Source organism: Providencia sp. 21OH12SH02B-Prov (assembly GCF_027362595.1).
Taxonomy (GTDB): domain Bacteria; phylum Pseudomonadota; class Gammaproteobacteria; order Enterobacterales; family Enterobacteriaceae; genus Providencia; species Providencia zhejiangensis.
This window is the reverse complement of sequence record NZ_CP114796.1, coordinates 951,824-977,314: the sequence shown is the minus strand read 5'-3', so window position 1 is coordinate 977,314 and position 25,491 is coordinate 951,824. Positions and strand designations below refer to the sequence as shown.

The 25,491-nt window shown below is 41.2% G+C and carries 40 protein-coding genes; 3 read left to right on the top strand and 37 right to left on the bottom strand.

Annotated elements, in window-relative coordinates:
* Window positions 1-40: 40 nt before the first annotated feature.
* Genes O7C57_RS04795 through O7C57_RS04780 form a run of 4 tightly spaced genes read right to left on the bottom strand, consistent with a single transcriptional unit; the run spans window position 41 to window position 2,422 of the window.
* Window positions 41-634, bottom strand: a complete 594-nt coding sequence (locus O7C57_RS04795) for a tail assembly protein (protein ID WP_004916371.1) — start codon at window positions 632-634, stop codon at window positions 41-43.
* On the bottom strand, window positions 631-1,341 hold the full coding sequence (locus tag O7C57_RS04790; RefSeq protein WP_269723725.1) for a C40 family peptidase: 711 nt from the start codon (window positions 1,339-1,341) through the stop codon (window positions 631-633). Before O7C57_RS04790 ends, O7C57_RS04795 begins: the two co-directional genes overlap by 4 nt.
* Window positions 1,338-2,081: a phage minor tail protein L gene (locus tag O7C57_RS04785; RefSeq protein ID WP_269723724.1), complete on the bottom strand. Its 744-nt coding sequence runs from the start codon at window positions 2,079-2,081 to the stop codon at window positions 1,338-1,340. The genes O7C57_RS04790 and O7C57_RS04785 overlap by 4 nt, the downstream gene beginning before the upstream one ends.
* Entirely contained in the window at window positions 2,078-2,422 is a 345-nt protein-coding gene (locus tag O7C57_RS04780) for a phage tail protein (protein WP_269723723.1), read from the bottom strand. The genes O7C57_RS04785 and O7C57_RS04780 overlap by 4 nt, the downstream gene beginning before the upstream one ends.
* 142 nt (window positions 2,423-2,564) lie before the next feature.
* Here O7C57_RS04780 and O7C57_RS04775 point away from each other — a divergent pair, with 142 nt between their 5' ends.
* Window positions 2,565-2,864, top strand: a complete 300-nt coding sequence (locus O7C57_RS04775; protein WP_269723722.1) for a hypothetical protein — start codon at window positions 2,565-2,567, stop codon at window positions 2,862-2,864.
* On the opposite strand, the gene O7C57_RS04770 is transcribed toward O7C57_RS04775, so the two are convergent.
* The 7 genes from O7C57_RS04770 to O7C57_RS04740 all read right to left on the bottom strand — a co-directional run bounded on the left by O7C57_RS04770 (window position 2,865) and on the right by O7C57_RS04740 (window position 8,151).
* Window positions 2,865-3,164: a hypothetical protein gene (locus O7C57_RS04770; RefSeq protein WP_269723721.1), complete on the bottom strand. Its 300-nt coding sequence runs from the start codon at window positions 3,162-3,164 to the stop codon at window positions 2,865-2,867.
* A gap of 39 nt (window positions 3,165-3,203) precedes the next feature.
* Window positions 3,204-3,416 (bottom strand): hypothetical protein, encoded by a 213-nt coding sequence (locus O7C57_RS04765; protein WP_269723720.1) that lies wholly within the window; start codon window positions 3,414-3,416, stop codon window positions 3,204-3,206.
* 22 nt (window positions 3,417-3,438) lie between these two features.
* The gene (locus O7C57_RS04760; RefSeq protein ID WP_269723719.1) at window positions 3,439-6,360 is read right to left on the bottom strand and encodes a phage tail tape measure protein; all 2,922 of its coding nucleotides are present in this window, start codon (window positions 6,358-6,360) and stop codon (window positions 3,439-3,441) included.
* A 68-nt stretch (window positions 6,361-6,428) separates the two neighbouring features.
* Complete coding sequence (locus O7C57_RS04755; RefSeq protein WP_269723718.1) at window positions 6,429-6,791, bottom strand: DUF2545 family protein; 363 nt, start codon at window positions 6,789-6,791, stop codon at window positions 6,429-6,431.
* 93 nt (window positions 6,792-6,884) lie between these two features.
* Complete coding sequence (locus O7C57_RS04750; RefSeq protein ID WP_269723717.1) at window positions 6,885-7,430, bottom strand: hypothetical protein; 546 nt, start codon at window positions 7,428-7,430, stop codon at window positions 6,885-6,887.
* Window positions 7,430-7,897 carry a hypothetical protein gene (locus O7C57_RS04745; RefSeq protein ID WP_269723716.1) on the bottom strand — a complete coding sequence of 156 codons (468 nt, stop codon included), beginning with the start codon at window positions 7,895-7,897 and terminating at the stop codon, window positions 7,430-7,432. Before O7C57_RS04745 ends, O7C57_RS04750 begins: the two co-directional genes overlap by 1 nt.
* Window positions 7,894-8,151 carry an Arc family DNA-binding protein gene (locus O7C57_RS04740; RefSeq protein WP_269723715.1) on the bottom strand — a complete coding sequence of 86 codons (258 nt, stop codon included), beginning with the start codon at window positions 8,149-8,151 and terminating at the stop codon, window positions 7,894-7,896. The genes O7C57_RS04745 and O7C57_RS04740 overlap by 4 nt, the downstream gene beginning before the upstream one ends.
* A 113-nt stretch (window positions 8,152-8,264) precedes the next feature.
* Here O7C57_RS04740 and O7C57_RS04735 point away from each other — a divergent pair, with 113 nt between their 5' ends.
* Together O7C57_RS04735 and O7C57_RS04730 are read left to right on the top strand one after the other, a co-directional pair.
* Window positions 8,265-8,426 (top strand): toxin-antitoxin system HicB family antitoxin, encoded by a 162-nt coding sequence (locus tag O7C57_RS04735; protein WP_004245955.1) that lies wholly within the window; start codon window positions 8,265-8,267, stop codon window positions 8,424-8,426.
* 69 nt (window positions 8,427-8,495) lie between these two features.
* On the top strand, window positions 8,496-9,341 hold the full coding sequence (locus tag O7C57_RS04730) for a phage antirepressor N-terminal domain-containing protein (RefSeq protein ID WP_269723714.1): 846 nt from the start codon (window positions 8,496-8,498) through the stop codon (window positions 9,339-9,341).
* Window positions 9,342-9,365: 24 nt separating this feature from the next.
* On the opposite strand, the gene O7C57_RS04725 is transcribed toward O7C57_RS04730, so the two are convergent.
* From O7C57_RS04725 to O7C57_RS04600, 26 genes are all read right to left on the bottom strand, one after another.
* Window positions 9,366-9,776 (bottom strand): type II toxin-antitoxin system YafO family toxin, encoded by a 411-nt coding sequence (locus tag O7C57_RS04725; protein WP_269723713.1) that lies wholly within the window; start codon window positions 9,774-9,776, stop codon window positions 9,366-9,368.
* Window positions 9,767-10,345, bottom strand: a complete 579-nt coding sequence (locus tag O7C57_RS04720) for a hypothetical protein (RefSeq protein ID WP_269723712.1) — start codon at window positions 10,343-10,345, stop codon at window positions 9,767-9,769. Before O7C57_RS04720 ends, O7C57_RS04725 begins: the two co-directional genes overlap by 10 nt.
* A 142-nt stretch (window positions 10,346-10,487) precedes the next feature.
* Window positions 10,488-10,967, bottom strand: coding sequence for a type II toxin-antitoxin system death-on-curing family toxin (locus tag O7C57_RS04715; protein WP_042848061.1), 480 nt, complete (start codon window positions 10,965-10,967; stop codon window positions 10,488-10,490).
* A gap of 12 nt (window positions 10,968-10,979) precedes the next feature.
* Window positions 10,980-11,159 carry a hypothetical protein gene (locus tag O7C57_RS04710; protein WP_042847844.1) on the bottom strand — a complete coding sequence of 60 codons (180 nt, stop codon included), beginning with the start codon at window positions 11,157-11,159 and terminating at the stop codon, window positions 10,980-10,982.
* A gap of 132 nt (window positions 11,160-11,291) precedes the next feature.
* Complete coding sequence (locus tag O7C57_RS04705) at window positions 11,292-11,663, bottom strand: hypothetical protein (protein WP_072502332.1); 372 nt, start codon at window positions 11,661-11,663, stop codon at window positions 11,292-11,294.
* Window positions 11,664-11,855: 192 nt separating this feature from the next.
* Complete coding sequence (locus O7C57_RS04700; RefSeq protein WP_269723711.1) at window positions 11,856-12,227, bottom strand: hypothetical protein; 372 nt, start codon at window positions 12,225-12,227, stop codon at window positions 11,856-11,858.
* A 9-nt stretch (window positions 12,228-12,236) separates the two neighbouring features.
* Window positions 12,237-12,632 (bottom strand): hypothetical protein, encoded by a 396-nt coding sequence (locus O7C57_RS04695; protein WP_269723710.1) that lies wholly within the window; start codon window positions 12,630-12,632, stop codon window positions 12,237-12,239.
* A 24-nt stretch (window positions 12,633-12,656) separates the two neighbouring features.
* Window positions 12,657-12,929, bottom strand: a complete 273-nt coding sequence (locus O7C57_RS04690; RefSeq protein WP_163748649.1) for a DUF1799 domain-containing protein — start codon at window positions 12,927-12,929, stop codon at window positions 12,657-12,659.
* A gap of 26 nt (window positions 12,930-12,955) precedes the next feature.
* On the bottom strand, window positions 12,956-13,261 hold the full coding sequence (locus O7C57_RS04685) for a phage tail assembly chaperone (protein WP_269723709.1): 306 nt from the start codon (window positions 13,259-13,261) through the stop codon (window positions 12,956-12,958).
* A gap of 41 nt (window positions 13,262-13,302) precedes the next feature.
* Window positions 13,303-13,851: a phage tail protein gene (locus O7C57_RS04680; RefSeq protein ID WP_269723708.1), complete on the bottom strand. Its 549-nt coding sequence runs from the start codon at window positions 13,849-13,851 to the stop codon at window positions 13,303-13,305.
* Window positions 13,852-14,002: 151 nt separating this feature from the next.
* Window positions 14,003-14,404 carry a phage tail terminator-like protein gene (locus tag O7C57_RS04675; RefSeq protein ID WP_269723707.1) on the bottom strand — a complete coding sequence of 134 codons (402 nt, stop codon included), beginning with the start codon at window positions 14,402-14,404 and terminating at the stop codon, window positions 14,003-14,005.
* The gene (locus O7C57_RS04670; protein WP_269723706.1) at window positions 14,401-14,982 is read right to left on the bottom strand and encodes a hypothetical protein; all 582 of its coding nucleotides are present in this window, start codon (window positions 14,980-14,982) and stop codon (window positions 14,401-14,403) included. Before O7C57_RS04670 ends, O7C57_RS04675 begins: the two co-directional genes overlap by 4 nt.
* A 1-nt stretch (window position 14,983) precedes the next feature.
* On the bottom strand, window positions 14,984-15,334 hold the full coding sequence (locus tag O7C57_RS04665; RefSeq protein ID WP_171831146.1) for a hypothetical protein: 351 nt from the start codon (window positions 15,332-15,334) through the stop codon (window positions 14,984-14,986).
* Window positions 15,335-15,336: 2 nt separating this feature from the next.
* Window positions 15,337-15,816 carry a DnaT-like ssDNA-binding protein gene (locus tag O7C57_RS04660; RefSeq protein WP_196715502.1) on the bottom strand — a complete coding sequence of 160 codons (480 nt, stop codon included), beginning with the start codon at window positions 15,814-15,816 and terminating at the stop codon, window positions 15,337-15,339.
* Between the two features lie 39 nt (window positions 15,817-15,855).
* Window positions 15,856-16,089 (bottom strand): Ig-like domain-containing protein, encoded by a 234-nt coding sequence (locus O7C57_RS04655; protein ID WP_231405929.1) that lies wholly within the window; start codon window positions 16,087-16,089, stop codon window positions 15,856-15,858.
* 53 nt (window positions 16,090-16,142) lie between these two features.
* Entirely contained in the window at window positions 16,143-17,096 is a 954-nt protein-coding gene (locus O7C57_RS04650) for a major capsid protein (RefSeq protein WP_196715503.1), read from the bottom strand.
* A gap of 13 nt (window positions 17,097-17,109) precedes the next feature.
* Entirely contained in the window at window positions 17,110-17,883 is a 774-nt protein-coding gene (locus tag O7C57_RS04645; RefSeq protein WP_269723705.1) for a hypothetical protein, read from the bottom strand.
* Between the two features lie 112 nt (window positions 17,884-17,995).
* Window positions 17,996-19,117: a phage minor head protein gene (locus O7C57_RS04640; RefSeq protein WP_269723704.1), complete on the bottom strand. Its 1,122-nt coding sequence runs from the start codon at window positions 19,115-19,117 to the stop codon at window positions 17,996-17,998.
* Window positions 19,114-20,484 carry a DUF4055 domain-containing protein gene (locus tag O7C57_RS04635; protein WP_269723703.1) on the bottom strand — a complete coding sequence of 457 codons (1,371 nt, stop codon included), beginning with the start codon at window positions 20,482-20,484 and terminating at the stop codon, window positions 19,114-19,116. The genes O7C57_RS04640 and O7C57_RS04635 overlap by 4 nt, the downstream gene beginning before the upstream one ends.
* Window positions 20,484-21,971: a terminase gene (locus tag O7C57_RS04630; RefSeq protein ID WP_269723702.1), complete on the bottom strand. Its 1,488-nt coding sequence runs from the start codon at window positions 21,969-21,971 to the stop codon at window positions 20,484-20,486. Before O7C57_RS04630 ends, O7C57_RS04635 begins: the two co-directional genes overlap by 1 nt.
* A 2-nt stretch (window positions 21,972-21,973) precedes the next feature.
* Window positions 21,974-22,576: a hypothetical protein gene (locus tag O7C57_RS04625; RefSeq protein ID WP_269723701.1), complete on the bottom strand. Its 603-nt coding sequence runs from the start codon at window positions 22,574-22,576 to the stop codon at window positions 21,974-21,976.
* A gap of 33 nt (window positions 22,577-22,609) precedes the next feature.
* A complete protein-coding gene (locus O7C57_RS04620) occupies window positions 22,610-23,392 on the bottom strand; it encodes a KilA-N domain-containing protein (RefSeq protein WP_269723700.1) in 783 nt (260 codons plus the stop codon).
* A gap of 631 nt (window positions 23,393-24,023) precedes the next feature.
* A complete protein-coding gene (locus tag O7C57_RS04615) occupies window positions 24,024-24,455 on the bottom strand; it encodes a lysis protein (RefSeq protein WP_269723699.1) in 432 nt (143 codons plus the stop codon).
* A gap of 1 nt (window position 24,456) precedes the next feature.
* Window positions 24,457-24,789 carry a M15 family metallopeptidase gene (locus O7C57_RS04610; RefSeq protein ID WP_129765351.1) on the bottom strand — a complete coding sequence of 111 codons (333 nt, stop codon included), beginning with the start codon at window positions 24,787-24,789 and terminating at the stop codon, window positions 24,457-24,459.
* Entirely contained in the window at window positions 24,776-25,069 is a 294-nt protein-coding gene (locus O7C57_RS04605; protein ID WP_004918415.1) for a phage holin family protein, read from the bottom strand. Before O7C57_RS04605 ends, O7C57_RS04610 begins: the two co-directional genes overlap by 14 nt.
* Window positions 25,066-25,455 carry a putative holin gene (locus tag O7C57_RS04600; protein ID WP_014656499.1) on the bottom strand — a complete coding sequence of 130 codons (390 nt, stop codon included), beginning with the start codon at window positions 25,453-25,455 and terminating at the stop codon, window positions 25,066-25,068. Before O7C57_RS04600 ends, O7C57_RS04605 begins: the two co-directional genes overlap by 4 nt.
* Between the last annotated feature and the right edge of the window lie 36 nt (window positions 25,456-25,491).

Here is a 25,491-nt window from a genome sequence, read left to right as displayed (position 1 = left end):
AAAAAAGCCACATAAGTGGCTATTCTGAAATTCATTGTTGTTATTGCTGATCTTCGGTATATATCCCTGCAGAGATAATAGCGCCGCCGATTTCGCGTCGGTCTAGCCCATAAAATAGCGGCACAGGATTACCTTGCGCAGTGGTGTTGACTGTGCCACCAAAGGCATAAGACGGTTTATTGTCGGCGTCTTGACGTATGGATAAACCACGCGGTTGTGGGGATAGCATCTGAACGATACCACCAATTGCCATTGCTGCCCCGCCTAGCATTAAAGCGCTATTGGTGGTAGCTGACATAGCTAAAAATGCAGGGTTCCAGACTGCAAGCCCAATCATAGCGATACCCAGTACTGTTTGAAAAAATCCGCCTCGTTTACTTCCTTTAATGATTGGTGCTATGCGGATATCTTCTGTGGTATCAAGATGTAATTCATCTTCACTAATATTGCGCTTACCTTTAAATACAGCAAACTCTAGCCCTTTCAGGTGTGCATTCGCGAGGAATTGCTCAAAGCCGTCATAAAGCACTGATAATGCTTTTATGGCTTCACGAGGGGAATCTATATCTAATTTATGTTCACGCCCAAATTTTGCGCCAAGAACGCCATATAGACGTATTGTTTTTAGGCTCATACAAACTCTTTCCTCCGAACAATTTTAACCGTCCGATCACGCCAATAATCGCTGTAGGGAACAAGTCGACTCAGTTGACCATATAGATGATGAAGTAACATACCGTCGACTATTACCCCTGCATGGTTGGGAACGTCAGCTTGCACTTGCATAATCACCATGTCACCTTCTTTAGGCTCACCAGTAACGTCGACAAAACCTGCTTTCTGGTAATTATCCATGTATAAGTTTTCACCTTCTTCCCACCAATGTCGATCAACGCTGTAGTTATGCAACTCTATCCCGTGTGTTTGTCGATAGTAATCCATGATTAACGACCAGCAATCAGCATGCCCCAGTACAAATGGCCGTCCTTCTAATTCGCGCTCACCTCGAGGTTGAATAACTCGGATGTCGCCCTCTGGCCACGATGCAATAACCCACGGCAATCCCGTTGCATCACACTGTAATTTATCTATTTCGCTAGGTTGAGTCGTTACACCATCACCGCAATGGCTGTGCACAATTGCTATTGGCTCACCCCAGTCCTCAGCAAGAGCGTAATCTTCTGGAGAAAGCTCAAAATGCTCTGTTGGGTTATCTGAAAGATTGCTACAAGGAAAGTATTTTTTAACTCGACTTTTCTGACAGATAACTCCGCAAGCTTCTTTGGGGTATTCGGCTTTCACATGCTCAAATATCAGTTCAGTTAATTTTTTTGTGATCATCGTATTAACCCTGCTGCTGGGAACCCACCAAAATCCAAGGGTTCATTCTCACCAAAGCGTTTTTTGCAGTCACTGATAAGCCCACCGCATTTGTCTAATGCAGGATCATCAACCGGCTCTCCACGCTCATTGAAATATTTATTGCCGGTATAGTTACACCCGCGACCACTGCGGTAATCACCCTTCATGCACCAATAGCACAGATTATGTATCTGGCGAACGGGTATCATAATTCCCTGTAAATCAAACGGGGTAGAAAGCTCGAACTCAACAGCTTCACCAGCCACCTCATTAGTTTTACGGTCAATGTAATAAACCTGTTTAAAACACTCATCAGGGTTAGCGGTTGGATTACCATCAGGAAAATTTTTGGCATCAAGATAGTGAGCAAAAGTTTCATAAATAGTGACCTTGGCTAAGGCCATGTCGTCAAATTGCAAACACAATGACGATATCAGCCCATCGATGTTAGCAACCCTCAATGTTGGCCTTGGCGGGCTACCATCGCTATTTTTTGACATGCCCTCAATTTCATAAGGCCATGCTCCGTACTCATTACCTTGCCACCAGATAGATTTTGGCTTGATGTCACCATCCGCGGCGTCAATCTCTTCTGGCGTATGAGGCAAGTTGTAAGCGTGAAACCTAAGCACCGGCCCATCAAATTCAGACCCATCAACTTCGATAAGTTGAACCTTGTTGCCCGATTCTAGTTTTTGAATGTCAGATGTAATATTCATGCGCTAAAGACCTGCTCGAATGTTGCTGTGATAGTGACTGCAAGACCACCAATGGGGGTCATCGTGATTGAATCTGACTTAACGCGATACAACCCCTTTTCTCCAAATGGTGGCGTCCATATAAATGATTTTGCGGTGTGCTCACGGATAAACTTAAATATCGGCATCACCTCATCTTTCATTCCTGTATAGGTAAAAGGCCATGACTGAGATTCCGTGTTAATTCCATCGCCCGCAACTTGTTTGTAACCATCACCAAAAGTGACTTCTTTTATTCGATGAGTGAACTCACCCGTTGGCGTTTCTTGCGTTTGCATTCGCCACTTAAATTCTTCAATCATGGTTTACCTCGAAAAAAGACGGCACAAAGCCGCCTAATGATCAAATATCAGGATTTTCAATAGTTAAATTTGGTTTATGGTAAAAGTTCAGCCCTGTGAATTTAACCGAAGGAATGGCTGATTTACTTCGGTGTGAGGTTTTATGAGTGCAAAAACATTAGATCCATATAAACCAGTCCATGAACAGTTAGATATTGCTGTTCCCAATTTACTAAACAGCAAAGCCGTACTCGATGAAGTGCTGCCTTTTTATGTAGCATTTGCAGCCAAGACATCGAAAGACCCCGAGCAATTTTATCCAATGATAATTAAATGCCTTGAAGCTGTTTACGGCTCTGATCAATCTAAAAAGGATGCAATAGAAAGAGACATCACCGAATATGCCTATTTTATTGAAGCTAAATCAAAGGAAATCTTCAACAAAATAAAAGATATTAAATAATTATACTGGCACAGCAAATGTTGATATTGCTGTGCTTTTTGATAGCTGCTCTAGGTAACTATGTGCATACTTCTCAGCTCGTTCAAAAAAGTATTTCAATCCTTCTTCTGGGTTAAAATCCTCCGTGTAACTTAAGATTAGATTTGATCTATCATCATTTGATAGAATGTTAGTAATAACTATCTTTGATTCTAATGTATCGACAGTACCAGCAGAGAATTTAAATGTTTTTTTAAATTCCTCAGTAGCTCCCTCTGTAAATCTAAATGATTTGATTGGAAATCCAACTTCAATTTTCATAACTACCTCTCATTAAAAAGCCACCGAATTTGGTGGCTGTTATTGGTTTAATTCTTTAATTGTTTTTCTTGCATATTCTTCGGATTCTTTAAAATATTCCGAAAGAGGCTTATTAGCATCAAAGCTCGCTTGATAAATCAGATATGCTTTTGGTGGTTCAAAATAAGCTTCATTTCCCATGTATACATCTACTGGAATGCTAATTTCTTTATCTTCTGGACGAATACAAATATTTCCTAATTTTAATTTCATAACTACCTCTTTTATTAAATGGTTATCTATTTCCTGACACTGCTTTAATGATCTTGTACAAATCACCACCTTCTCGCCCTTCACTAATAAAAAGACTCTTAACCTTATTCTTTAACGATTGCTCGGCAGCTCTCACGTCTATATTTGGCATTGCACTTTGTTGCTGTCCACTTTCAATCTTAACGCCACTCATGTCTATCGTCACATTCACCCCACCACCAGCAATTTGAGGATTGCGAGCGATAAATGCGGTTGGTTGCGTAACTGACATCGGAGCAGAACCACCAACATAGCCGCCAGAAGCGTACCCTTTTTGACCGTAATCCATTAGCCGGTAAAGGTTGGCAATGCCTAGCCGTTGCGTGGCTTCTTTTGTGAATACAAACTCTCCACCATGAACGATGCCCATCGGTTGATACTTGCCGCCATCGCCAGTGTAGCCGCCTTCCGAGTGACCTTTTAGCCCCAAGAAATTACCTACAACCGTGTCGCCAAATGCCGCTTTCATAGCATTTAGCATAGCCATCTGCATTAACATCTTGGTGGTCATCTCTAAGAATGAGCGAGTGAAGTCACCGAAACTCGCTTTACCCGTAATGACAAAATCTGAAAGACTGTTACTCATACCTTGGAAAAACGACTGACTAATTTGAGCTACGTTGCCGTAAACATTCGTCGCTTGGTCTTGGAACTCGGCAAAGCCTTTTTTAACACCAGCTTCCCAATTGGCGCGTAAAGAATCCTCTTTGCTGTAATAATCCTCTAGTGCTTTTCTCTCTGCTGGTGACTTAGCCTGCTCAAGTGCAATGTCACGCTGGTACATACGGTCAGACTTACCAGCTCCCAACTCTAAGGCGCGACTTCTGGCATTGATTTCCTCAACTCGTTTGAGCTGTCTGTCTAGTTCTCGGTTATGTTGCTTCTGAAGCTCTACAGCATCCCCTGCAACCGCTAATGCCTTTTGTGATTCAAGGATAATTTCTTTCTTCGCTAATAATGCCTGCTCATCTTTGGTAAGTTTGCGCGTTGACCTTGCTTCTTCTATTACTGATATTTTAGCTTCCATATCCCAAAGCTTTTTACGCTCAGCGCTAATCACATCAGCAACAGTTTTGTGCTCCTTCAATACTTTCAGTTGAGACTGGAGAGATACTAGCGCTTCATTAGCTGACTCATCAGCCCGAGTGCCGTAGTCAGGGCGATATGTGGCAGGTTTATTTTGTCCTCTAGCTTTTTCTTTCTCGTAACGCTCTTTCTCTCGGCGGATGGCTTCATCTTTTGCAGCTTGTGAAGCATACGCTTTATTTTTTATCTCATTGAGTGTTCTCTGGTGCTTTTCCTCTGCGGTTTCGTATTGTCGCTTTAATTCATTATCCTCTATCAATTGCTGTTTGTTTCTTTCGTTTATTCCAATGAATGATTGTTTTAAAGAATCCTCTATCCCTTGCCTAAATTGTTTAAACTTCAGCTGAGCTAGTCGTTGCTTTCGTTCATCCATTCCTAGTGTATAAATTGATCCATCAAATCTTGATATATAATCTTCTAACCGACTAATCTCATCTTCTACTGACTCCTCCCTACCAATATCTAGCATTTTATCCCATGCTTTTTTAGCCTCATTGCCAACCCAGCTCCAAGCCTCCTCAAGAGTACCTAAGTTGTTTTTTATCTGCTTTGTCCTTTCGTCCATTGCATTAGCATAGGATTCCATAGCTAATTTAGCCGCTTCTTGCTCTTTTCCTTGCGTCTGAAGTGTGGTTATTTGTTCTAATTGGGTAGCAGTTAAAAAATGTAATGATTTATCTAATTCAGTGACTGCTTTAACTGGATCTTCTTGCAATCTCTGAAATTGCTTTATTGTCTCATCAACCGATTGACCAACGGCTTTTTCCATAGCAGCAGCGGTTTTAGATACCATGTCAACATCTCGGCCCGAGAAAGCACCAGAGCCAACTACTTTTGAAATAGTATCAGCCATTCCATACTGAGTTATCCCATTCCCCGATAAGCTTCTAGCCAAAGCATCCAGCTGTGCAGCTGTTCTTCCTGCATAACCACCAGTAAGAATTAACTGCTTATTATACTCACCAAATTCTTTAGATCCTTGGTAAGCCGCCAAAGCTACTGCTGCCGCAGCACCTGCAAAACCAAACATAGCAACCCTTGCAGGGGTAATAAGTGATGTCAGTGCTTTTAATGAGTTTCCAATACCACCGAACGAATCTTTAATCTGCCCGCCTTGCTGAACCATTACCATCCATACAGGCATTCCAGACGCTAACGACGTAACAATATCTGTCATTTGAGCAGGCAATTGACGCATGGCATTTCGATATTGACCTATAGTAATAGATCCATTCATAAATGCTTTTTCTTGCTCCTTCAGCTTCGCAATCATAGGAGCCGCTTGTTGCGAAACACCCATCTGAGCTGCTTTTAATTCAAGAATTTCCGTCCTAGTCTTACCAAGAGTATCTGTCTGATTTTTTAATGATTGCAAAAACTCGTCAGCAGCCTGTTTCGCTTTGTTTGTTGCTGCTTCTTGAGCCAATAAGGCTTGCCCTTCAACTGTTAAAGACATATGCATCTTCTGCAATTTGTCTCTCATCTGTTCCAGAATATTGTTGTAGTCATGGAACTGGTCTGTGGGTAACATTCCTTTCTTGCTTGCCGCTGATAACTTTTCTTGCCATTCATCTAATCGTTCAAATGCTTTATTAGTGGGGTTGAGTTGATTCAATAATTCATGAAGCTCTTTACGCTGTTTCTCTGCGGCTTGAGTGGCTTTTTTCTGATTATCAACACCTCGTTTAAATTGTTCATTTAAATCTTGTGCGGAATCATTCACCTTTTCTGCCGTGCTACCAAACTCCTTTAACTTTTGAGTTCCACGTTCTAGATCTGCCGTATCAGCCTTTAATGAGATTGTTGCTATATCTGCCATTTAATTTCCTCCAGATATAAAAAAACCACCCGAAGGTGGTCTTATTTGATATCAAATAAATAATTATGCTAATTATTAGTTAGATCGCTACCGCAGTGTTTACATTTTATAGCCTCTTTCCTAACCGCTTCTGCGCAAAACGGACACTTCTTATACGAGTTACTCTCGCCGCTTTTTACTGCAATATTCTCATCTGTGCTCGTAGACAAAGAAACAATCAACCCAATAACTATTGGCAAAAAGGCAGAAAAACCAGCAAGTAACCCGTTTCTATCTGTTGCATTGCTGGTAATAACCACCATAGCAAATGATGCTATACACATAACTACAAAATAGACAATACCCTTTAGCACTCCGTTTCTTTTTCCAGCTATCACACTAACAATAATTACTAGTAACCCATAAAGCATAAATCCAAATATTGGTGACATTTTTACCTCACATCAACTTCGCCGAGCCTTTAAGCTCACCTTTGCTTAACAAATACCACAGCCTATATGCTATATGGTGCAAATGGGAGCAAATTAGCTACCTTTGTACATCATGAATAGTCGATACAAACCAAAAGTAATTGTAGGAACCCCACCAAGAACCCAAAGAATAACTTGAAGCCTAGCGCTATTAATTTTCGTTTCTGTTTTCGCTGACTCAATCTCTATTTTGCTATTAACTTCTGTGAACTTGGCGTTCAGCTTATCTTCACTTGGTCTATTGGAAACCTTGCCACTTAATTCAGTTACTTTATTTTCAATTAATTCAAACCTACTTTGAATAACCTCAGATGTTGGCAGCTTAGATACCGCTGCTTTTATGTCAGAAACAGATTCAGCCATGCTGTCTACTTTTTGAATTAACAATGCCATGCTAGTTTTTAAATCACCGACATCAGACGTTAAAGCTCTTATATCTGATTTGGCTTCTAGCATATTGGATTGTATGCTTTCAACGCTGGATTCTAATCTGGTTACTCGTGATTCCATATCTCCACCCCCACCATTGCCGCCACCGAATTTATTTGAAGGGCTGCTCTTAAGAAAATCACTGGGATTGAATTGATGAACCGTCCCCATTATTTTTCCACCCCTCTCTCAATGAAAAAATATGTATCCAAACTGCTTATAATGCGTGATTTATCAACAACTTTTGATTCAGGCGTCCCTTCTATTAAATTAACCGTTACCTTATATCGTCCATTTTTTGTTAATTTGACTATATTATTTTCCATCATAACAAATCCTAACCCATCACCTATATCCCTAAGATATGCTGTGTTTTTAAAACCATCCTTAACAATGAGCTCATCTGAATCCTTTTTCACATCATTACCATCAGGATCAGTTATTATTAGGTTTGTAAATTGAATAGATTTCCTTGAGAAGTACAACCCAAAAAAGAAAAATAGATTCAAAACCTCTTGGCTTGGTTCAACTCTGAAATAAAACTTAGGTTGGGGTATTTCCCATTCCAAGCTAGGAATTGACATCTCACCTTCTTCATCAGATATATATAAAAAAAGTAATTGTGATTGTTCGCTCATGGTTTACCCTCATACATCTTCTTGACGGTTTCCATGAATAGCTCTTTGAACTTTTCGGAATCAAGCTGTGACAATTCGTTTAAGTTTTTAGGGATGCTATCCTCATCTACCGCAGACTGAAGAATCATAACCATTTCAGCATTAAGAGATCGCCCATTCTTACTTGCCCTTTGCATTAACTTTTCTTTCAAAGTATCAGGCATTCTAAGGCTGTAAGGCGTCATATCTCTTATTCGTGTATTTTTTTGTGACATACAACCACCAGTAAAGTCATTGTGATATCACAATATACTCAATTATTCGTTGACTATATAGATTCACATTGATATCTTTGTGATGTCACATAGACACATGAAAGGATGAAAATATGAATACCAATAAAAAAACAGGAAAATTTCAACTCAGATTAACAGAGGTGTTAAAAAGTAAAGTGGTAGAACTCTCAGCGAAAGATGGTATTTCGCAAAACTCAATAGTTAATCAAGCGATAGCTTGGTATGTGAAAGAAAGAGAAAAACGTGTCAACTAAAACAGCGAAGCCCCAACTATTTGCGGTAGCTAGGGCTTCTAATTTGTCAGAAACTACGGAGTAACCGACATGACTAGTGTATCAACAATTAACGTACCTTTCCACGGTAACAACCTGTATGTAGTAAATTTCAACGGCGAACCATATGTACCAATGAAGCCAATAGTTGAAGGTATGGGGTTAACTTGGCAATCTCAATTTGAAAAGCTAAAACAAAGGTTTCGTAAAGGGATCACGGAAATCGTGATACCTTCAAAAGGCGGTGATCAATCAATGCTTTGCCTAGCTCTCCGTAAACTTGCAGGCTGGCTTCACACTATCAGCCCTAACAAAGTCAAACCAGAGATCCGCGATAAAGTAATCAAGTATCAAGAAGAGTGTGACGATGTTCTTTACGAATATTGGACTACTGGTGAAGTTAAGGCTAAGCCACGCAAACAGGTTAAACAAATCGCTGGTCGTATTACCTCAGAGCAGCAAGAAGCGATTAAGCAGCTAGTTTTAAATCGCGGTAAAGCATTACCAAAAGATAAGCAAGCAAAAGCAATGATTACTATGTGGTCATCGTTAAAAAGTCACTTTGGTTGCACGTACAAAGAAATTGAGAGCGATAAATTCACAGAGGCATTATCACTAGCTGCTCGTGTTCCGCTCGAAGGTGAATATATTCCTAAGCAGGATAGTCTGCTCGCACCATCATTTAATAGACAATTGTCAATTAAAACCTTAGAGGGTGCAATGACTCACATTCGTACAGTGAGAGAGTATTGGAATTCAGGGCTTCAGGAATCACTTAAACAACTTGGCTATCCTCATACTGGCTCATTAACTGAGCATATGATTGAACCTTTATTCAAAATCGAATGGGTTATTCGTGAAATAAAAGGTAATGATATAACCAAGCTACCAGCCTAACCACCCAGCCCAAGGACGGGCTAACTAGAATTGCTCTAATTCAGCTAATTCTTTAAGTGATAAAGAATGAAAATGAGATTCAGCCATATCTGCCAATATTGGAAGCAATGCATCTGAACGAGCATGTGCATCAGGAGTTATGATTGCCAGAATTTGGTAATAATCATCGTACATACAGTGCTTACAAAACACTAAAAAGTTATCGCTCACTCTAACAGCCTGTCGAATTTGGCTATCCCAAGGTTTTTCATTTGGCGTTCTTATATGAACCTTTTCAATGAATGACTGACGCGCTATTGAGCTGTTTCTAAAATCAGCAAATTTACCCACATACCCAGAGAGGGATGAGCCATTAAGAGCCGCTGATAGCTTAGCCGCATACTTCCGATAAACACCGTTATCTTTATATCTAGGCGTGATTGTGACTATTGGCATTGCAAGTTACCAGCAAGCAGATCTCGATTAAATTCAGCAATTGAGGAATTAAATAAGGCTATATCCTCGTCGCTAAACCCATCTTCCTCTACCATTGCAGGCAACTGGTTAATATGCTGATTAAATTGTCTATAAAGTGCTTGTGTATGGTTTCTTAGTGCAGTCATTTTAAGAATAACTTCTTTAAAGTAACCATCAGCTATGCTTTCAAATGGATGAAAAGCCTTGGTAGTTTTAGCAATGCTATACATTGCCTCAATCATCATAACTGCATTATTACCATGCTTAATCACCCGCTCCAACTCATGCATTACATCTTCTGGGTTATTACCTGCATGTTTTTTTATGTCATCTTTTGTTGGGTCATCAAGTAAAGCTATTACTTCATCGATTGAAGCTACAAGGGTTGTTAGCACAGTCTTGCCATCAACAATTAAATCCATAATTTCATCTGGCGATACATCACCTTTTGACTTTTTATCGACAATAGTAGCTATAGACATAGCTAAATTAGCCAAGCCTGAATCCACATCTTTTTTATCTGTTGGACTTGATAGCATTGCCATCATAATAGCCTCTGAAATCATGGTTTGTTGCCTCATAGATACAAATGTGCATACAAATTATACATCATTTCAAACTAAAGCACATACATTCATCACAAGCCAAAGACGGGCTAGATTCAGGCAACAAAAAACCCACCGGAGTGGGTTAATCTAATTTGAATCTGAATATAGAGCAATATTCGATACCTATTCGCTCTTTACAAAGTTGCCTTGAATCAAAATCTCTTGACCAATTACACAGCCAACTGTCTAGCTCATCAAGTGAATATTCTTTAGTGGCTAATCCGCGAGCCATTTCTACCACTTCATCCTCTGGAGCTGTTAGCTCATAGCCATTAAGCAATAAAAAAACGTATCCCGCCATCATGGCAGTTCGTTTGTTCGCATTGGCAAAAGGGTGGTTTTGTATTAGGCTTTCAATTAATACAGCAGTAAGAACAAACATGTCATCTGTCTGCTCATAATATTTCACTTGGCTTGGTCTTGATTGGGATGAGCTAAGGTTATTGAAGTTCAATACTTCGATAGGCTCATTGGGAGTTTGCAACTCTATCAATGTTCTATTGATGTTTATTAGGTCATCAATAGATAGATAGTTAATCCCTTCGACAAACTCCCCTGTGATGCTTATCACTCACTATACCTTAGCTAGTTTTTCCATGGCTTTTTCATAGCGAGCGAAACCAAAATCAAAAGCATTCTTGACTTGATTATCGTGAGAACATTGCTCGCTCATGGCAGCTTTTGGCGCTGCAATTTTACTTTTGTCACGAGCAGGTATATTCAAGCGATTAGGCTTTTGCAGTGCGTGACCCATATTAACCTCGTTATAAACCAATGAGTTATCAACTTCATATAGGTATACGGTGTGTATTACCTCTGGTTATAATGTAAGTTAAGTTACATTAAGTCAACAGTTTTGCTTGTATTTTACATTGACGCTCGATAATTAAAGCCGGCCTACGTCGGCTTTTTTGGGTTTAACACAGAAATCCACCATCCTACTAATAAGATGACAAAATGTTTCATTCGCGGCTCCTGTTTCAACGCTCACACCGACGCGGTGACAAATGTCGAACGCTATATGTGCGCATTCGTGAGCTAGAGTAGATAATTTACCGTTAAACACACCAATAATATGGAGTACACACTGAGTGTTAGTAACTGTATGACTTGCACCGTTAACAAAACTATCCCCACCATCAATGCCTAGTTTTTCATGTAGAGAGCGCCAATCATCCCAAGAGCCACAATAGATAATATATCCAGATTCAAATAAAGGTACCTTCATATGTCGATACTGCCTTAGGATTTTATTCATATTCTTACCTTTACTATAAAACATCTCAACCCTAATAATTGGCTACTTACCTCTTCCTACTCACCAACCGTGCTTGCACTTGAAATCACAAACCACTGTATACATACACAATGACACCTAGTTGGTACGCATTGATACCCTACCTCGCATTATTTGCTTTTGCTTGTGTAATTCGGCGTTTTTTAGGGAGTGTTAGCCTTTCTTTTCTTTAAAGTAATAGCCTATGATGAAGCCGAGAGGAGTTCCAAGAACGCCAACAATAAGAGATATGACCTTATCCAATTCTAGTAGCGCTATTTTATTAGCGGCTTCTACCATTCCTCTTTCTTGTAGGTCAATGGCCCACCAAACGGCAACCCAGTTATAAACAAACACAAAAACAAAGCTCCATACTAGTAATATGAAGAAACCCCACACAAAATTAGTTGTTAGTTTGCTTCTGTCTTTAGTTTCAACTTTTGATGCCCTCTCATGTTCTGTCTGGCTTATTTCTATAAACTTAGAGTCGTCACTAATAGAAAATTCATCAACTTCCTTCATGGCTTTTATCGCTGAATTACTCATAACGAACCCTTAGCTATTACCTATTTTTTTAATGGCACTACCATAATCACGTAGTAGGGATGACGCGTAATTACTACCCTGAGATGCCGCCCTAATTGCTTTTTCAGAAAATTGATTTATTTCTTCCAATAGGACTTTATCTTCTTCTAGTTCACTGCCTTTTAATCTGTTTTCAATTTGAGCCATTATTTGCAATGCTGATGTTGATACATCATGTAAATTTCTGTACAAAACATCACCATGAGCCCTGAACCGCGCCAAGTCTTCAAGTATTTCTTTTTTACTAGCCATATGTACTTTCCAAAACATCCAAATTGCTATTAATGGAAAAAATATAACATGTAAAAAAAATTTACCCAGATCTTTTATTGGCGATTTCGTGACATTGATACTTGAAACAGTCATAAATCCTCCTAGGGCATTGCTGCCCTACTTTTTATGCATTACCTCTAACGCCTTAGCTTCCATAATGCGCAGATCGCTAAATACGGTCGCTCTATCTTTGATGTTGAGCAAGTCCATCACTTGGTTTAACGGGTTGTAATCCAAGCCAGTGATGCCACTCATGCCTACTCGCCATTGTGTCTTCATGGCTGAAAATACTTGATACGATTCCCAAACGTCAGGCCACACCTCAACATCATCAATGTCAGGCGGAAAGCCAAAAGCACGCTCGAACTCAGCTGATTCTTTTGAACTCATTCCGCCATACATCGCCTCGGCGACCGTTAAGAGTTTTTTTCGCGATTACCCAAAAGCTCATGATAATAAGCTGTCGTTATAGCGCCTGCCGCTGCTGGGTAATTATCGAACAATAAATTGAGATTATCTTCGTTATATGGCTCTTCGATAGCCCAATTAGCTATGATTTTCTTGAAGAAGTCATCAACCTTTTCATCTTTCAACTCTTCCAACTTGCTCATTGGCATGTGATTAAATGTAAACGTCACTATCTCTGGCTTTTCTTTACCAGCGACAGGAATTTTTACATCTGCTTTAAATCTTGGTTCAGGAATCAAAGTAAACTTAGGCATTGTTACCCCTTAAAAAATACCCCTCATAAGAGGGGGTGTTATTATGCTGTCGCGTAGATTTGCATATCTGACTTGAGAGAAAAGCGGGCTGATACATTCTCAACCTCATTGATGGCTGTGTTCGGCACGCGCTGAAATGAAACACTTGCAGAGTAATAGCGATCTTCACCTGCTCGTTTGTTATAAAATCGTATGGCTGTTAACTGTTTTGTATCATCCAGCTTCATCAGTAACTTACGAATTGGTAATTGAGCGTCATGAGCAAAAGTATAGACCTGAACGATACCCGATTTATATGTATCAATAGTTTCCGCTTGCTCATCTTCAAGAAATTGAATTTCTTGTGTTTGCTGCTCACCGCCTTCGGTGGATAGCGTCATTACCTGCGGCATGACCTCCCACTCTTGGATGGTTTTTAATGTTCCCTTCCCTCCGCCTGCTGGGAATCTTTCTATGTCCGTGGTATCGACCCCCTCGAGAGTGACGCTAGTTTCTGCCGCAGCCTTCACTCGATACACGCCAGACATTCTTTTCCATCCAGATATTACTTGAACAATATCGCCAGCTTTCACGCCGCTAGATGCAGCCACGGTAAGAACCGCCTCTGCGGCGTTGCTTGCTGTAGTAAATTCTACTTCTTTACCATATTTACTTGCCACGTAGACTCGTGAGCCATTAGGAATGTTATAGGCCATTGTTAACCTCTATTTTTAGGTATAAAAAAACCGCAATTAAGCGGCGTTATCGGATTGCGTTACATCGATATGATGCACGAATAGGAATGGTGTAATTTGTTTCATCTGAAATTGGAGTAAACTGGCTAGGCTCTCCGTTAATGTAGATACCCGCCCCTAATGTTAATCCATTTTCTAATCTGTTTTTAACGTCATCAGCAATAGTTGATATCTTATCGTCCCCACTCCCTACTTTCCCAACTACGTTAATTTGGATAACACCACGATAAACAGGCATATCCAGAGATAACCCAATGTTATCCGTTTCTGCTGGCATGATATGAAGCTGGAGATAGGGATCGTTGATATCATCAAAATAAAGATTAGGCCATGCGATTTTAAGGTTTAAATCCTTACCAATACTCGCAACCAGCTTTCGTATTTCAGCATTAATTGTCGACTGATTCATGATCTAGCTTCCGATACGGCAGAGTTGAAAAACTGACTAAATTCCTCAGCAGTCACGGCAACCATGCCGTTAGGTGCTTGTTTCGAATGCCCCATTTCGAGGCGGTAAGCATAATGTACATTGTTTGTGAAATAGATAGCTTTCATTCCTACCTTAAATTGTTCAATAACAACGTTGCCTAACGCCTTTGTCATATTGCCTGACTTATCTATGCGACCCGTCTCGCCTTCCGCTGGAGCATCAAATGACACCTGCCAATTACCTCTAAATCGACCACCTGTATAACCAGGAGGAACATAAATATCCATAGAGTCATTAACACGAACACGCTTTTTTAATTGACGTCGCTTTGGTGTTAAATTATTAGGATCTTGTTTTAGATACTCATTATGTTCAAAAACTGCTTTATTGTAGTTTGAGGCAACCCTATTAACTTCCCATAATTCAGGATTTCCAACAGGTGACATATCAACTAGTCTAGCAAGTATTTGAATACTGGTTTTTCTTACAACCGTTTCAATATTTTCATTGGCTTTATCGATAAATAAGTTAATCGACTTCATGAACTGATCTGACATATCACCCCCTCAACTGAGACTGATAGCAGATAATAATATCAGCGGGTTTAACAGGGTTCGGTTCATGAACGCGCAACCAAACGCCATCGACAAGCACCTTATCCCCTTTCTGAATATCAATATCTGGAGGAAGTATCATTTTAATATCCGTAGAGAGAATAAGAGTGCCGTCGATTTCGTAAGGTTTATATTGCGTTTTTACCCCGACAACAGAAAATAACGTTTCTGGCTCAAATTGCTCCTGCCCCTCATCATCAACCCAATGCTTACCATCACGCTTAGCCTGATAGGAAACGCCATATTTTTTCAACATTCGCAATGCTGTGCTTTGCCCACGCTGATAAATGTTCATCGCTACCTCATTGCAAATGTATTAATGGCAAATCCATCTGAGACATCAATCAAGCCAGACAATAAACCTTTTAACCAAGGAAAGTTTGGTGCGCCAGTATTAGTGCCTTCGGCATATTGCACAGTAATAGCCCCCTCAATTCGCTCAGAGGTGATTTCAGCGCCTAACGTTGGCTGTAGGTCATTTTCTACTGATTCAATCGCTAAACGGCATTGAGCTTGGATTAATTGCTTTGGTATCTGATCGCTTGGGATAGCCACGCCATCACGAGATAACCCTGAACGTGGGAAAGATAAAGGCTGGTTTGGATTGGTTCGTTTACCTAACCATTTCTGCGACTCAAGATAATCCATTGCCGTAATTAGTAATGCCTCTAATCCACTATCTGCCAAAGTGATATTTCTATCCTCAGCGTATTTCTTCAAATCATCAACACTGGCGTAACTATTAAATGCTGGAGAGTTCTTATCAGGATCAATCATGCTCACCTCAAAAAAAAGAGGGGCACAAAGCCCCTTAAATTACTCGTCTGGAGAAGTTTTTTCTGTGAATGTAATTGCATCAGTATGTTGTGCAATACCATCAACAGTGGCCGTGACAATAAATTCACCTTGTGCATCAGAAGTTAATTTCACTGTCGCACCACCAGCTTTGCCCGTCTTAGATGAAGTAACGCTTAATTTACCACCTGTTGTAGACCAATTAACGGTAGCTCCTTCGACTGGAGAGCTACCCTTGGTGTAATTAAGAGTGATCGTTACTGTATCTGTACTGTCAGCGATAGCGGACGCTTTATCCGCTGACAGGGTTACTTTCCCTCTTCGGCAGTCAGTTTAATCATGACGCCAGCGGTTAATTTGTTGCTAGTGAAATGCTTCTTCCAGTTACCTGCGGTGCCTAACTGTGTTAAGTCAGGGTTTTTGCCTTTTGATTCATCCCAGCTATAGCCCAGAACGCCAACGTTAACCACGCCTTCACCACGATAACCAATTTCCAAGTTCTCCTTGTCATTGATTTCATAAGATCGGAAAGTTGGCTCTTGGGATTCAGTGATGGTCACAGCTCCCGGCACTAAACCAAAGATGGCATCTACTGGCGCTGTATCTGTTACCAATACAGGCTTGCCTAATGTGCCCGGCTGTCCACCGTAGATAACCACACCCGCTTCTTCATACACTTTGTTATCAATGGCCTGATCAACAATATCGAAGTAGGTGGTTGAGTGCATAACAAACAGATTTACGCGGTTGAATTTATCACCATATTTGCGCAAACCTTTTGTCAGTGTTTTCTTACCATCAGTCGCAATATCAGCTGTAACCACCATTTCTTCGTTATTGCCAATAGCGGCACCTAAAGCAGCTAAAGAGTATTTGATATAACCCTCTAGTGAAGCATCTGCCGCATCGGTACCCACCAGCTCAGAGAACTCCGATACATCACGGCCACGGCGTTTAAATGCTTCTTCTGTCGTTGCATAAGGACCATATTTCCAAGGTGCTTTTACATCAACAGATTCGCCCGCGCCTATTTTTTTATTCTCTACTGTGTCCGTAGAATTTACATCACGGTGTTCAATAGAACCGCCAATTTGGTAGAAAGCACGTTTACGGAAGTCACCTTCAATAAACAGATTATCTAGCACGATAGCGCCATTTGACGCCTGATTAAAGACGGCTAAATTATCTTGGCGACGCTCTAAGAACGCCGTTTGTGCCAAATCGTTATAAATCACTAAATCGCTATTAGTTGTCGTAGCCATTACTTATATTTCCTTACTCTTTTGGAAGTTTTAAATATGCGTCACGCCCGTATCGGCGAATATAATCAGCCTTGTCACTGGCGGACATTTGAGAACGTTTAAAATGTGCACCACCTTGTTTATGTTTCCCTGCATCTGTACCAGAGGCTGCGGGGAATAAGTGAGGAGCACTTTCTTTTAGGGATTCAATCCATTCAATAGGTGATAATGGCGTGCGACCATCTTTGCCCATGATTGGATTGCCATCTTCATCAACGGCTACGGCCTGACCTTCATCGTTGATCTGAAAAATGCCTTTGGCACGTAAAATTAAATCTTCTTGAGCGCTGGTTAATGCACCCGCTTTCCCTGCTGCAGAACGAATTTCATCGCCTAACACACGAGCACGGAATTTATTTGCAAACGCCTCTGCCTTTTCAGCTTTAGAGTTTGCTTCTTTTAACTTCTTGTCGAAATCACCACGCAAACGCTCAGTACGCTTATTGAGAACCTCGTCAATTTTGCCATCTGCAATGAGTTTAGCTTCTTCGTCATTCTCAAAGCGTTTGAGCATTCCCTTCACAGTGTCGGGATCAATACCTTCAAAGCGTTTCAAGTTATCGCTTTGCTCTTTCACTTTGCCTAACAACTCATCACGCTTAGCTTTTAAACCTGATACTTGATCATTTACCGCTTTATCAATAATGGCTTGAATTTCAGGTGTGATTTCCGGCGTTCCACCACCTCCACCTTGTGAGTCATCATCAGCCTGTGAATAATATTTGCGTTCGATATTCATAAATAACATGTAACACCCCTTGGGTTTGATTTGCGCCTAGCGCGTTGAAATAACTCAGCCCTAAGCTGAATTTAGGTAATAAAAAAGGCCACCGAAGTGACCTTGTTAAATGGTTTATTGATTAGCTATATCCAGCCTCTCTAAATGCCTGCTTGTCTATCTCCCTGAGTTGTTCGAGAGAAATAAACTCACCTTTGTCAGTGTAAAACTCAGAAGGATTCATACCGCCTTCTTTCATCAACCTAAATCGCGTCTCCCCAAACACCTGTCGCTGTCGCCACTCAGGTTGTCGCTGTATCCAATCAAGAAAATTAGTATCCGCTGGCACTTGCCCGTCCATTGATGCTCTCGTTCCTGCATCCATCTCATCTAAATCAATGCCTAATTCACGCCATGATTTAGTAACCAATGTTTCTGTTGAACGGCAATTGAAGTGGATTTTTCCGGGGCCTTGTAGATAAGGAACTTTATGACCAATAGGCTTACCTTCCAGCGTGTATCTCAACCTATCCCGAATAATGCAATCGTGAGATGTTTTATTATCGAGGGTAGATAACCATTGTTTACAATCAAGAATGTCTTTATTGGCATCAGCAAACTGATCTCGCGCTGTTGCTTGTAAATGGCTAATGGCCGTTTTAGCTATTGTCGTCGCATTAGCTCGGCTTAGTTGCAATACGCCATCCTTATAACCTTGGTTTGCATGTCCTCTGATTTTACGTCCGATTTCTACCGCACTATCACCATTTAAATAACCATTACGAACAGCGTTATTTATGCGTGTCATGCGATCTGACTCTAATCCATCAGCCCATTCAGAAAGTAATTTCCCTTGAAATGGGCGAGACATGACTGAGGAAAATAGCATTTCCTCTGTAATGCTCATTAGTGGGTATTTGCGTAGAACAACATCAGGTAGTAGAGAATCAAAAAGGGATGGGTAATAACCAGCCTCATATAATGCATGCGCTCTCATTTCTTCCGTCAGTAGCGAAAAAGCGCTATCAACAGCTCGCTTATTAATACTTCTAACGCTGGATAGCAACGACTCCAATCGCCTTGCAGTGAAGCTATTAATATCGATAGAGGCATCATCCAACGCCACAATAAGTGAAGCCGTTAATTCAGCATCAAACTCATTGAGCGCCTTTATCATCCGCCTCGCGACACCAGTAGAATAACGACCAGAAAACAGAGAGTGAGCAATCAATTCATCCATCAACCGCTCATTCACTGATCTCATGTCTCACCTACCATTGCCGGCTCTTGATTATTAAGCTCATCCACCACCACATCAACATCATCAGCGGGGTCGATAACATCATATTTTTGCAAACTACGAACCAAATCAGATTTACGCGTTGCGCCAGATTGCCATGCTGCGACGATTTCACGGATCATCGAACTATCGGCAATATGATTAACGAGGTCTTTGTTAATTTCAAAAGAAATATCTTTCGTGTCTAAACCTAAGTATTCAGCACACCATATTAGCGATTTACTGCATGCATCGGAAACGTTAGAGCAACAGATACTCAGGATAGAGGTTTGTGCGTTCTGCTCACCGACAGATTGAATAACCGTTTTAACCTTGCTATCAGCAGAAACTAACTGAGCACCAAGCGCCACCATATAATCGCGCTTACTGTCCATCGCCTCCTTTGCCAGCATGTTAGGTTGAGCCTGAGCGTAACCAAAGAAACCTTTTTCTGGCAACATAATTGGCGAGCGAGAACCAACCATAACGCCTTTCTTTTCTAGATAGTCACGCCATTCTGTTCCTAGCCCACCTAGATAAGGTTGTATTTGCCCACAGAAGAAAACAGAATCTTCATAATCAGCAGAATTTCGATAATGCCCTAGGTTGATTTTTGCCAATCCTAGAAGTGGGGCTTCATCAATAGTGTGATCATTATTCTGTGCACCAATAAATGTAAATGGAATTTCATTCCACACACCGTTACCAGCACGCGCAGGTATATACTCAGAAGAAATTTCAAAAACGCTACTTCCACTGGGCTTGCGATACACGCGGCAGATAAACTTACCTTCTTCTATCGCTAATACTCGGTATTGAATTGCGTCTTTAAATCCAAACCCGTCCTCTTCTTCCACCGTTTCACGCAATACCACCAGCGTTAACATCGTGCGCCCATTAATACGAGCTGTACGCCAGTTAATGATGTCTTCAGCACGATATTGGAATATGTACGGGAGTTTCGAATCACTGTTGTAATCAACATACAGACCATGCCTCCCTACCTCTAATACCGACTCAAGCGAGGACTGAGCGAGTTGATAAATACTTGAGCCCGCACCATCAGCATCATCTTTTAAACACGAAAGCTTTTCGACAATAGCAACTAAGGGATCTTTTTTAAATGCCATCCCTATCATTCCGTTGCGAGTATTGCCTGTTATTGGATAGAACACCGCACGGTCTTGATAATCTTTATTGCGCTTCTCTTTGCGTTTGCCATCTTGTTCTTCAAGTTCAGGAAGATAATTTTTTATATCTTCACCGCCTCGGCAAACAGCGCGAACTAACTCCCACTGAGGAGCAGCCGCTTTATACTCCGGTCGATTGAAATCTACATTTGTTGTACTCATCAGAAGGTTGTTCCTAGGTTAATTTCGAATGCTGGGCGCTTAGTATTTCTTCTGCTCACCGCAAAATACCTAAACCCATCAGCATCATGTGATGTGTAGTCGTGAAGCGGTTTATCTTTCCAACAGCCACGTTTGTCATCCCACTCTTTGCGGTAAGCTTCAAGGTGTGCAATGCCTTCACTACATTTATGCTCATCGAACACGCAAAGTGGCAGAATTTCACGCACCGCTTCGATACCTTCATCGATAGACACTCTCGGCACCACTTCAAATCGTATTGAGTAAATCTGCCCGTCGATTTCGTACCCCTCACGCGCTAATTCACGCCGAGATTTCGCATCAGAACCAAACTCGCGGTTATCGATATCATGAGGGCCATTGTGACTTGCATATGTGTAGCCTTTGTCTTTCAGCACTTTCATGTAGTGCCGTAGACCTTCACCACTGTTTGAGTAGTGATCAATGACGTGGAACTCCTCGCCCACTTCACGAATAAACCAAATTGACGTTGAGTCACCCACACCAATATCCCAGTACGTGTGAACCGGTAAGTGTGAATTATCAGGAAGCGTACCAATGCGTTTATTTTCGTAGAGAAAGCGGAATTGCTTAGCGTAGTAAGCGCCTTCAACCGATTGCTGGAATGCCTCAGACGGTATTGACGGGTATTCCCGCTTCATATCATCGCCGAGTGTTTTCTCTTTGGCGTAGTACCATGCTTTTTGACGCTCGTTTAATTGAACACCATGTTTGCTGGCTATCTCATCGAAATAATCAACTAACCGTTGCGGTAATGGCTCAACAGGGTTGATGGCATACTCTGGATTCTTCCACCATGAGAAGAAAAAAAACTTCCAGTCTAGGTTAGAGAGAGTCTTATTCTGAATTTGCGCTTTCTCAGCAGACTGGCAATAATCGAAGAAATAACCTGCTCGACCCTCCGCTGTGCTTTCAATCGTCGTGAAACAGTCGCTTGATACCGCCTCAAATGCGCCAGTGACAATCTCACGGGCTTTCTCTGGATACTTAGCACATATCTTGCCGAACTCAGATACATGTAAATATCGTAGTGTACCGCCACGAAATGACGTGCTGATATAAAGCGAGCCGCCTTTGCTAAACACCAACTCACCAGCCGCATCATTACTCGCTGGATTTGCTGCTTTAATTTCATCAGGTAATTTTTCGTAGGCATACTTTATCTTTTCCCTGAATAGTCGCTTAGCATCGTTAAGTGTGTGGGCTATCAATGCACATTTCGCCGCCTCAAATAACGCTGCGTCTAGCTGGATAATGCAAACCTCAGTAGTGAAGCCAAGCTGACGGGCTTTAAGGATAATGTTTCGCGTGTGCATCCCTTCAAAGTATTCAAGCTGCTCAGGCGTCATTTTAAATCGAACTGGCTTACCTTCTTTGTTGGTGATCCAGTAAAGATGATTCAATCGCCAGAGCTTATCTCTCAATAATGCAAGATGTTCTGGCTTCATGATTATTCCTTAGATAAGTCGTCCATTAGTTCTGATAGCTGACTAGCTGTCTTATTCGGCTGAACATCATCAAGCCCGTATGCTTGACGCTCAAGCCCAACCAAGTTTTTGAGTGTTTCACTTAATGCTTTGGCTGACTTAACGCGCTCAGGCAGGGAGATGATTGAGTTGTAAATTTCATTTAGCTTGTCGCGTCCGTTGTCATCAGGACTAAACATTAGCTCGCCCAATTTACTTAAAGCTGGCACATCAGCACATTCAGCAGATAGTTCATCAAATAAATTATTGGTCAACTCTCTTGCCCTGCGAATATCGCCCCTGTGTTCCATGCGAACATTGGCAATAACCTCAGCATTAGCCTCAATTAGTATCCGCTCGGAAATAGCCTTTTCGGTGGATACCTTAGTGGATACCTCTCTCTTGGATACCAACGCTTCAGCTTTTTGGTTGATTTTTTCTTTGAGGTTTCTTTCCCAGCCTTCTTTTTTTGCTTTTTTATTTATAGCTCCATGCGTGATTCCATGCTGTGAAGCTATTTCTCGGAGTGACATCACGCCAGCTCGGTAAGCCGACTCGATGGCCTCCCAATCTGGTCTTTTAGCCATATCCATTCCTTAAATAAAAAAGGCCGCTAGGGCCTATTGTAATGTTGCAGTGTGTGATGGTTGATTGCTCGATGGATAAAGCAATTGCATTTGTCCTTTAACATCAAAAGCAGCCATACATCGAGCATCAAAGTCTTTGTAGTCAACAGAACTATTAGCAATATTTGTTACTGCCACCATTTGCTGCTCTACCGCACGCAAGGCATCACCTTTCAGATACTGATGGATTTTTTCTCTGTCGCCTTTATTTTCTTTGACTGATTCATACACATAATCAGGCAATGCAACACCATAAACCCATTTAGCCGTGATGCCAGCGAACAATAATGGACAACCGCCAACATGACCAAAATAAGGAGTCCCTGACATCTTTGATAGCGCTCTATAATAGGGTTCTTGAAATCTCTTTTCCCACTCAGTAGCTTCTTTGTATGTCAGTAACCCAATAACCTGATCTTCGGTCAATGTCATACTCTGTGACATCAACATGTTTTTAATGTGTCTGTCGCAAGCTCGAGCGAATTTAGGTGATAACCATCTAGCAAACTCAATCACTAATTCAGGATGGATCCAAGTACCGCCATATCGTCCTTTTTCTACTCGAACTAAAAGGGGGGAAATCTCCTCTTTAGAATTATACGCTTCAATATCAAGCTCTTTGCCAACCTCGTAGATATACTCTTTAGTTGATGAGACCCTTAACCAGTCTTTGGTTAGTTTTCCAAAGTGCCTAGCTGCTGCTGTAGCATTAACCCAACAATCCCCATTAAACGGGATTAGGGTTTCGTCATACTTCATATGTACGATTTTAATCATTGCATATTTCCTATAGAAAGGGAGCCTGTAGCACAGAAAAGCCGCCCCAAGAGAGCTTGCCAGCTATAACGGCAGTTCTCAGGCTCACTTTCTGTAGACTCTTGGTGTTTTAGATGTGCGTGCTATGCACAGAGTGAAATGCGTAAAGTTCGCAGCTTAGCGATACTCTGCTAAGCAACTTCTAGTCTGTTCCTAGCAGTCAAGATAGCGATCACCCCCTTAAATGGTGGGATAATTACACCTATTAAAAAGCTTCTGATTCATTGGAAGATAAATAAATTTACATAATTAAACTTATTTTTAACTACCATGTAACTAATTGAATAAACTCTGTATAGAATTAGTGCCGTCCTTAAGATGTACACAGCAAAGATAATTTCCTTTTCAAGCCTCAACACCAGGGGCTATTTTTTGCCATTAAAAAGCCCCTGATTTCTCAGAGGCTCATTATTCGCTTGCATATTTTGAATGCGTCAACTACATTTAATGTGATATTCATTAGTTCAACAGATGTGCTTAGCCCAACGCTGTGTGGGCTTTTTTTATTTCATCACCTGCCGTTGTTGTTCAATTTCCCGTATTGCTTTCTTGGCTATCTCTAAATAAGCACCTTTAATCAGTTCAGAGTAGGTCATCGTAAACACTCCGTTCTAATGTAGTCTTGCAACCCCTTAATCATTTGCTCTGACTCTGCAATTCGCTCTCTGAGTAACCAATAATTTCTGACAGCGGAGTCAGTAGGTCTGGCGGTTGTTCCATCATCCAAGCCGGAGGTTGAATTGGTTTCGCCTTTCGGACAACTGGCTCTGATGTACACCCGCTCAGGATTGCGCTCAGCAGCAATACGCAACTGGTCAATTTCAGCTTTTGCATTTGTGAGTTCCGTTGTGTGTTTGGTGTCGAGTTCGCGAAGGGAGTTAATGCGCTGTTCGTAGTCTGTGGTTATTTTTATCTGCTCGTTAAGCTTTTCTCTTAGCTCAATGTTTTTATCTATTAAGCTATTTATAAACCAACCTAGCGCCAGCGCAGCGGCTAGAAACATGACAATCTCTTTCCATTTCATATCACTTCACGCCATTGTGCTCTAACGAGTAATGATTGCCGTCATTGAATCGACCGCCCCACGTACCGCCGATAGACTCCCAGTATTCACCTAGCAACTTATGGTCTGTTGTCTGGGTTAAATATTTACCATCTTTGAATAGATTGAAGTCCACCGCTAACCGCTGAGTGTGTAGGCTGTTTTTAATGCCTGAACCCGATTTAGCATTCAATGCCGCTTGCTCTGGTGTTCGGTATGCTTCTGAAAACGTCAGCTCATAGCCGTTGTCGTAGGCAAAGATAATTAAGTCCGCAATCATGCGAGTGAACTTGCGTTGTTTCTCACCGAGTGTCATTTTTACTAACCCCTCTAAATATTTGCATCACGTTCCCACGACTAAGAATTATTAGTGCGCATAGCGTGATATTGATTCCGACTTCAAATGGATCTGCATGCGCGTAGTCATTCGTTAATATGCGTAGTGGGATAGAACCCAGCATAACAATGAGAACCCATGCTATAAGTGACGGAAAGAATTTGTATTTAGCGCCATTACGCTCATAGTTAACAAGACGAATAACAGCGAATAAGCATGAGAAAAAATTGACGTAAATCCAAAACATTGAGATGGTCATCTTCCACCTCCTCTGAATTTATCTATCAGGTTGTTAATAACGTTGTTGATACTGTCAGTTAGCGCACCGGGTTTAGATATTGTTACCAAAACACCAACCAAACCAGCCGATGAAAACATTGCACCAACAGAGCGATCAACCTCTCTATCTCCGATAATGCCACTCAGTAGTGACGACATGAAATCAGCGCCTAATATCCCAATCGCAAATGCAACTGTGAAATACGCCCATCGTTTTAACAGACGGATATCATGAGCAGACAATACAAATATCACCGCCCCTGCGAACGCACCGATTACAACGCCTGCGTCCATACCTGAATAGAGACCTACAATAGAGACACCCGCTAACGAGGCGGTTGCTGTGCCTGTTAACGGCTCTTGCATATATGTAGTCCTGATTAGTTAATAGAAAGTCACCAT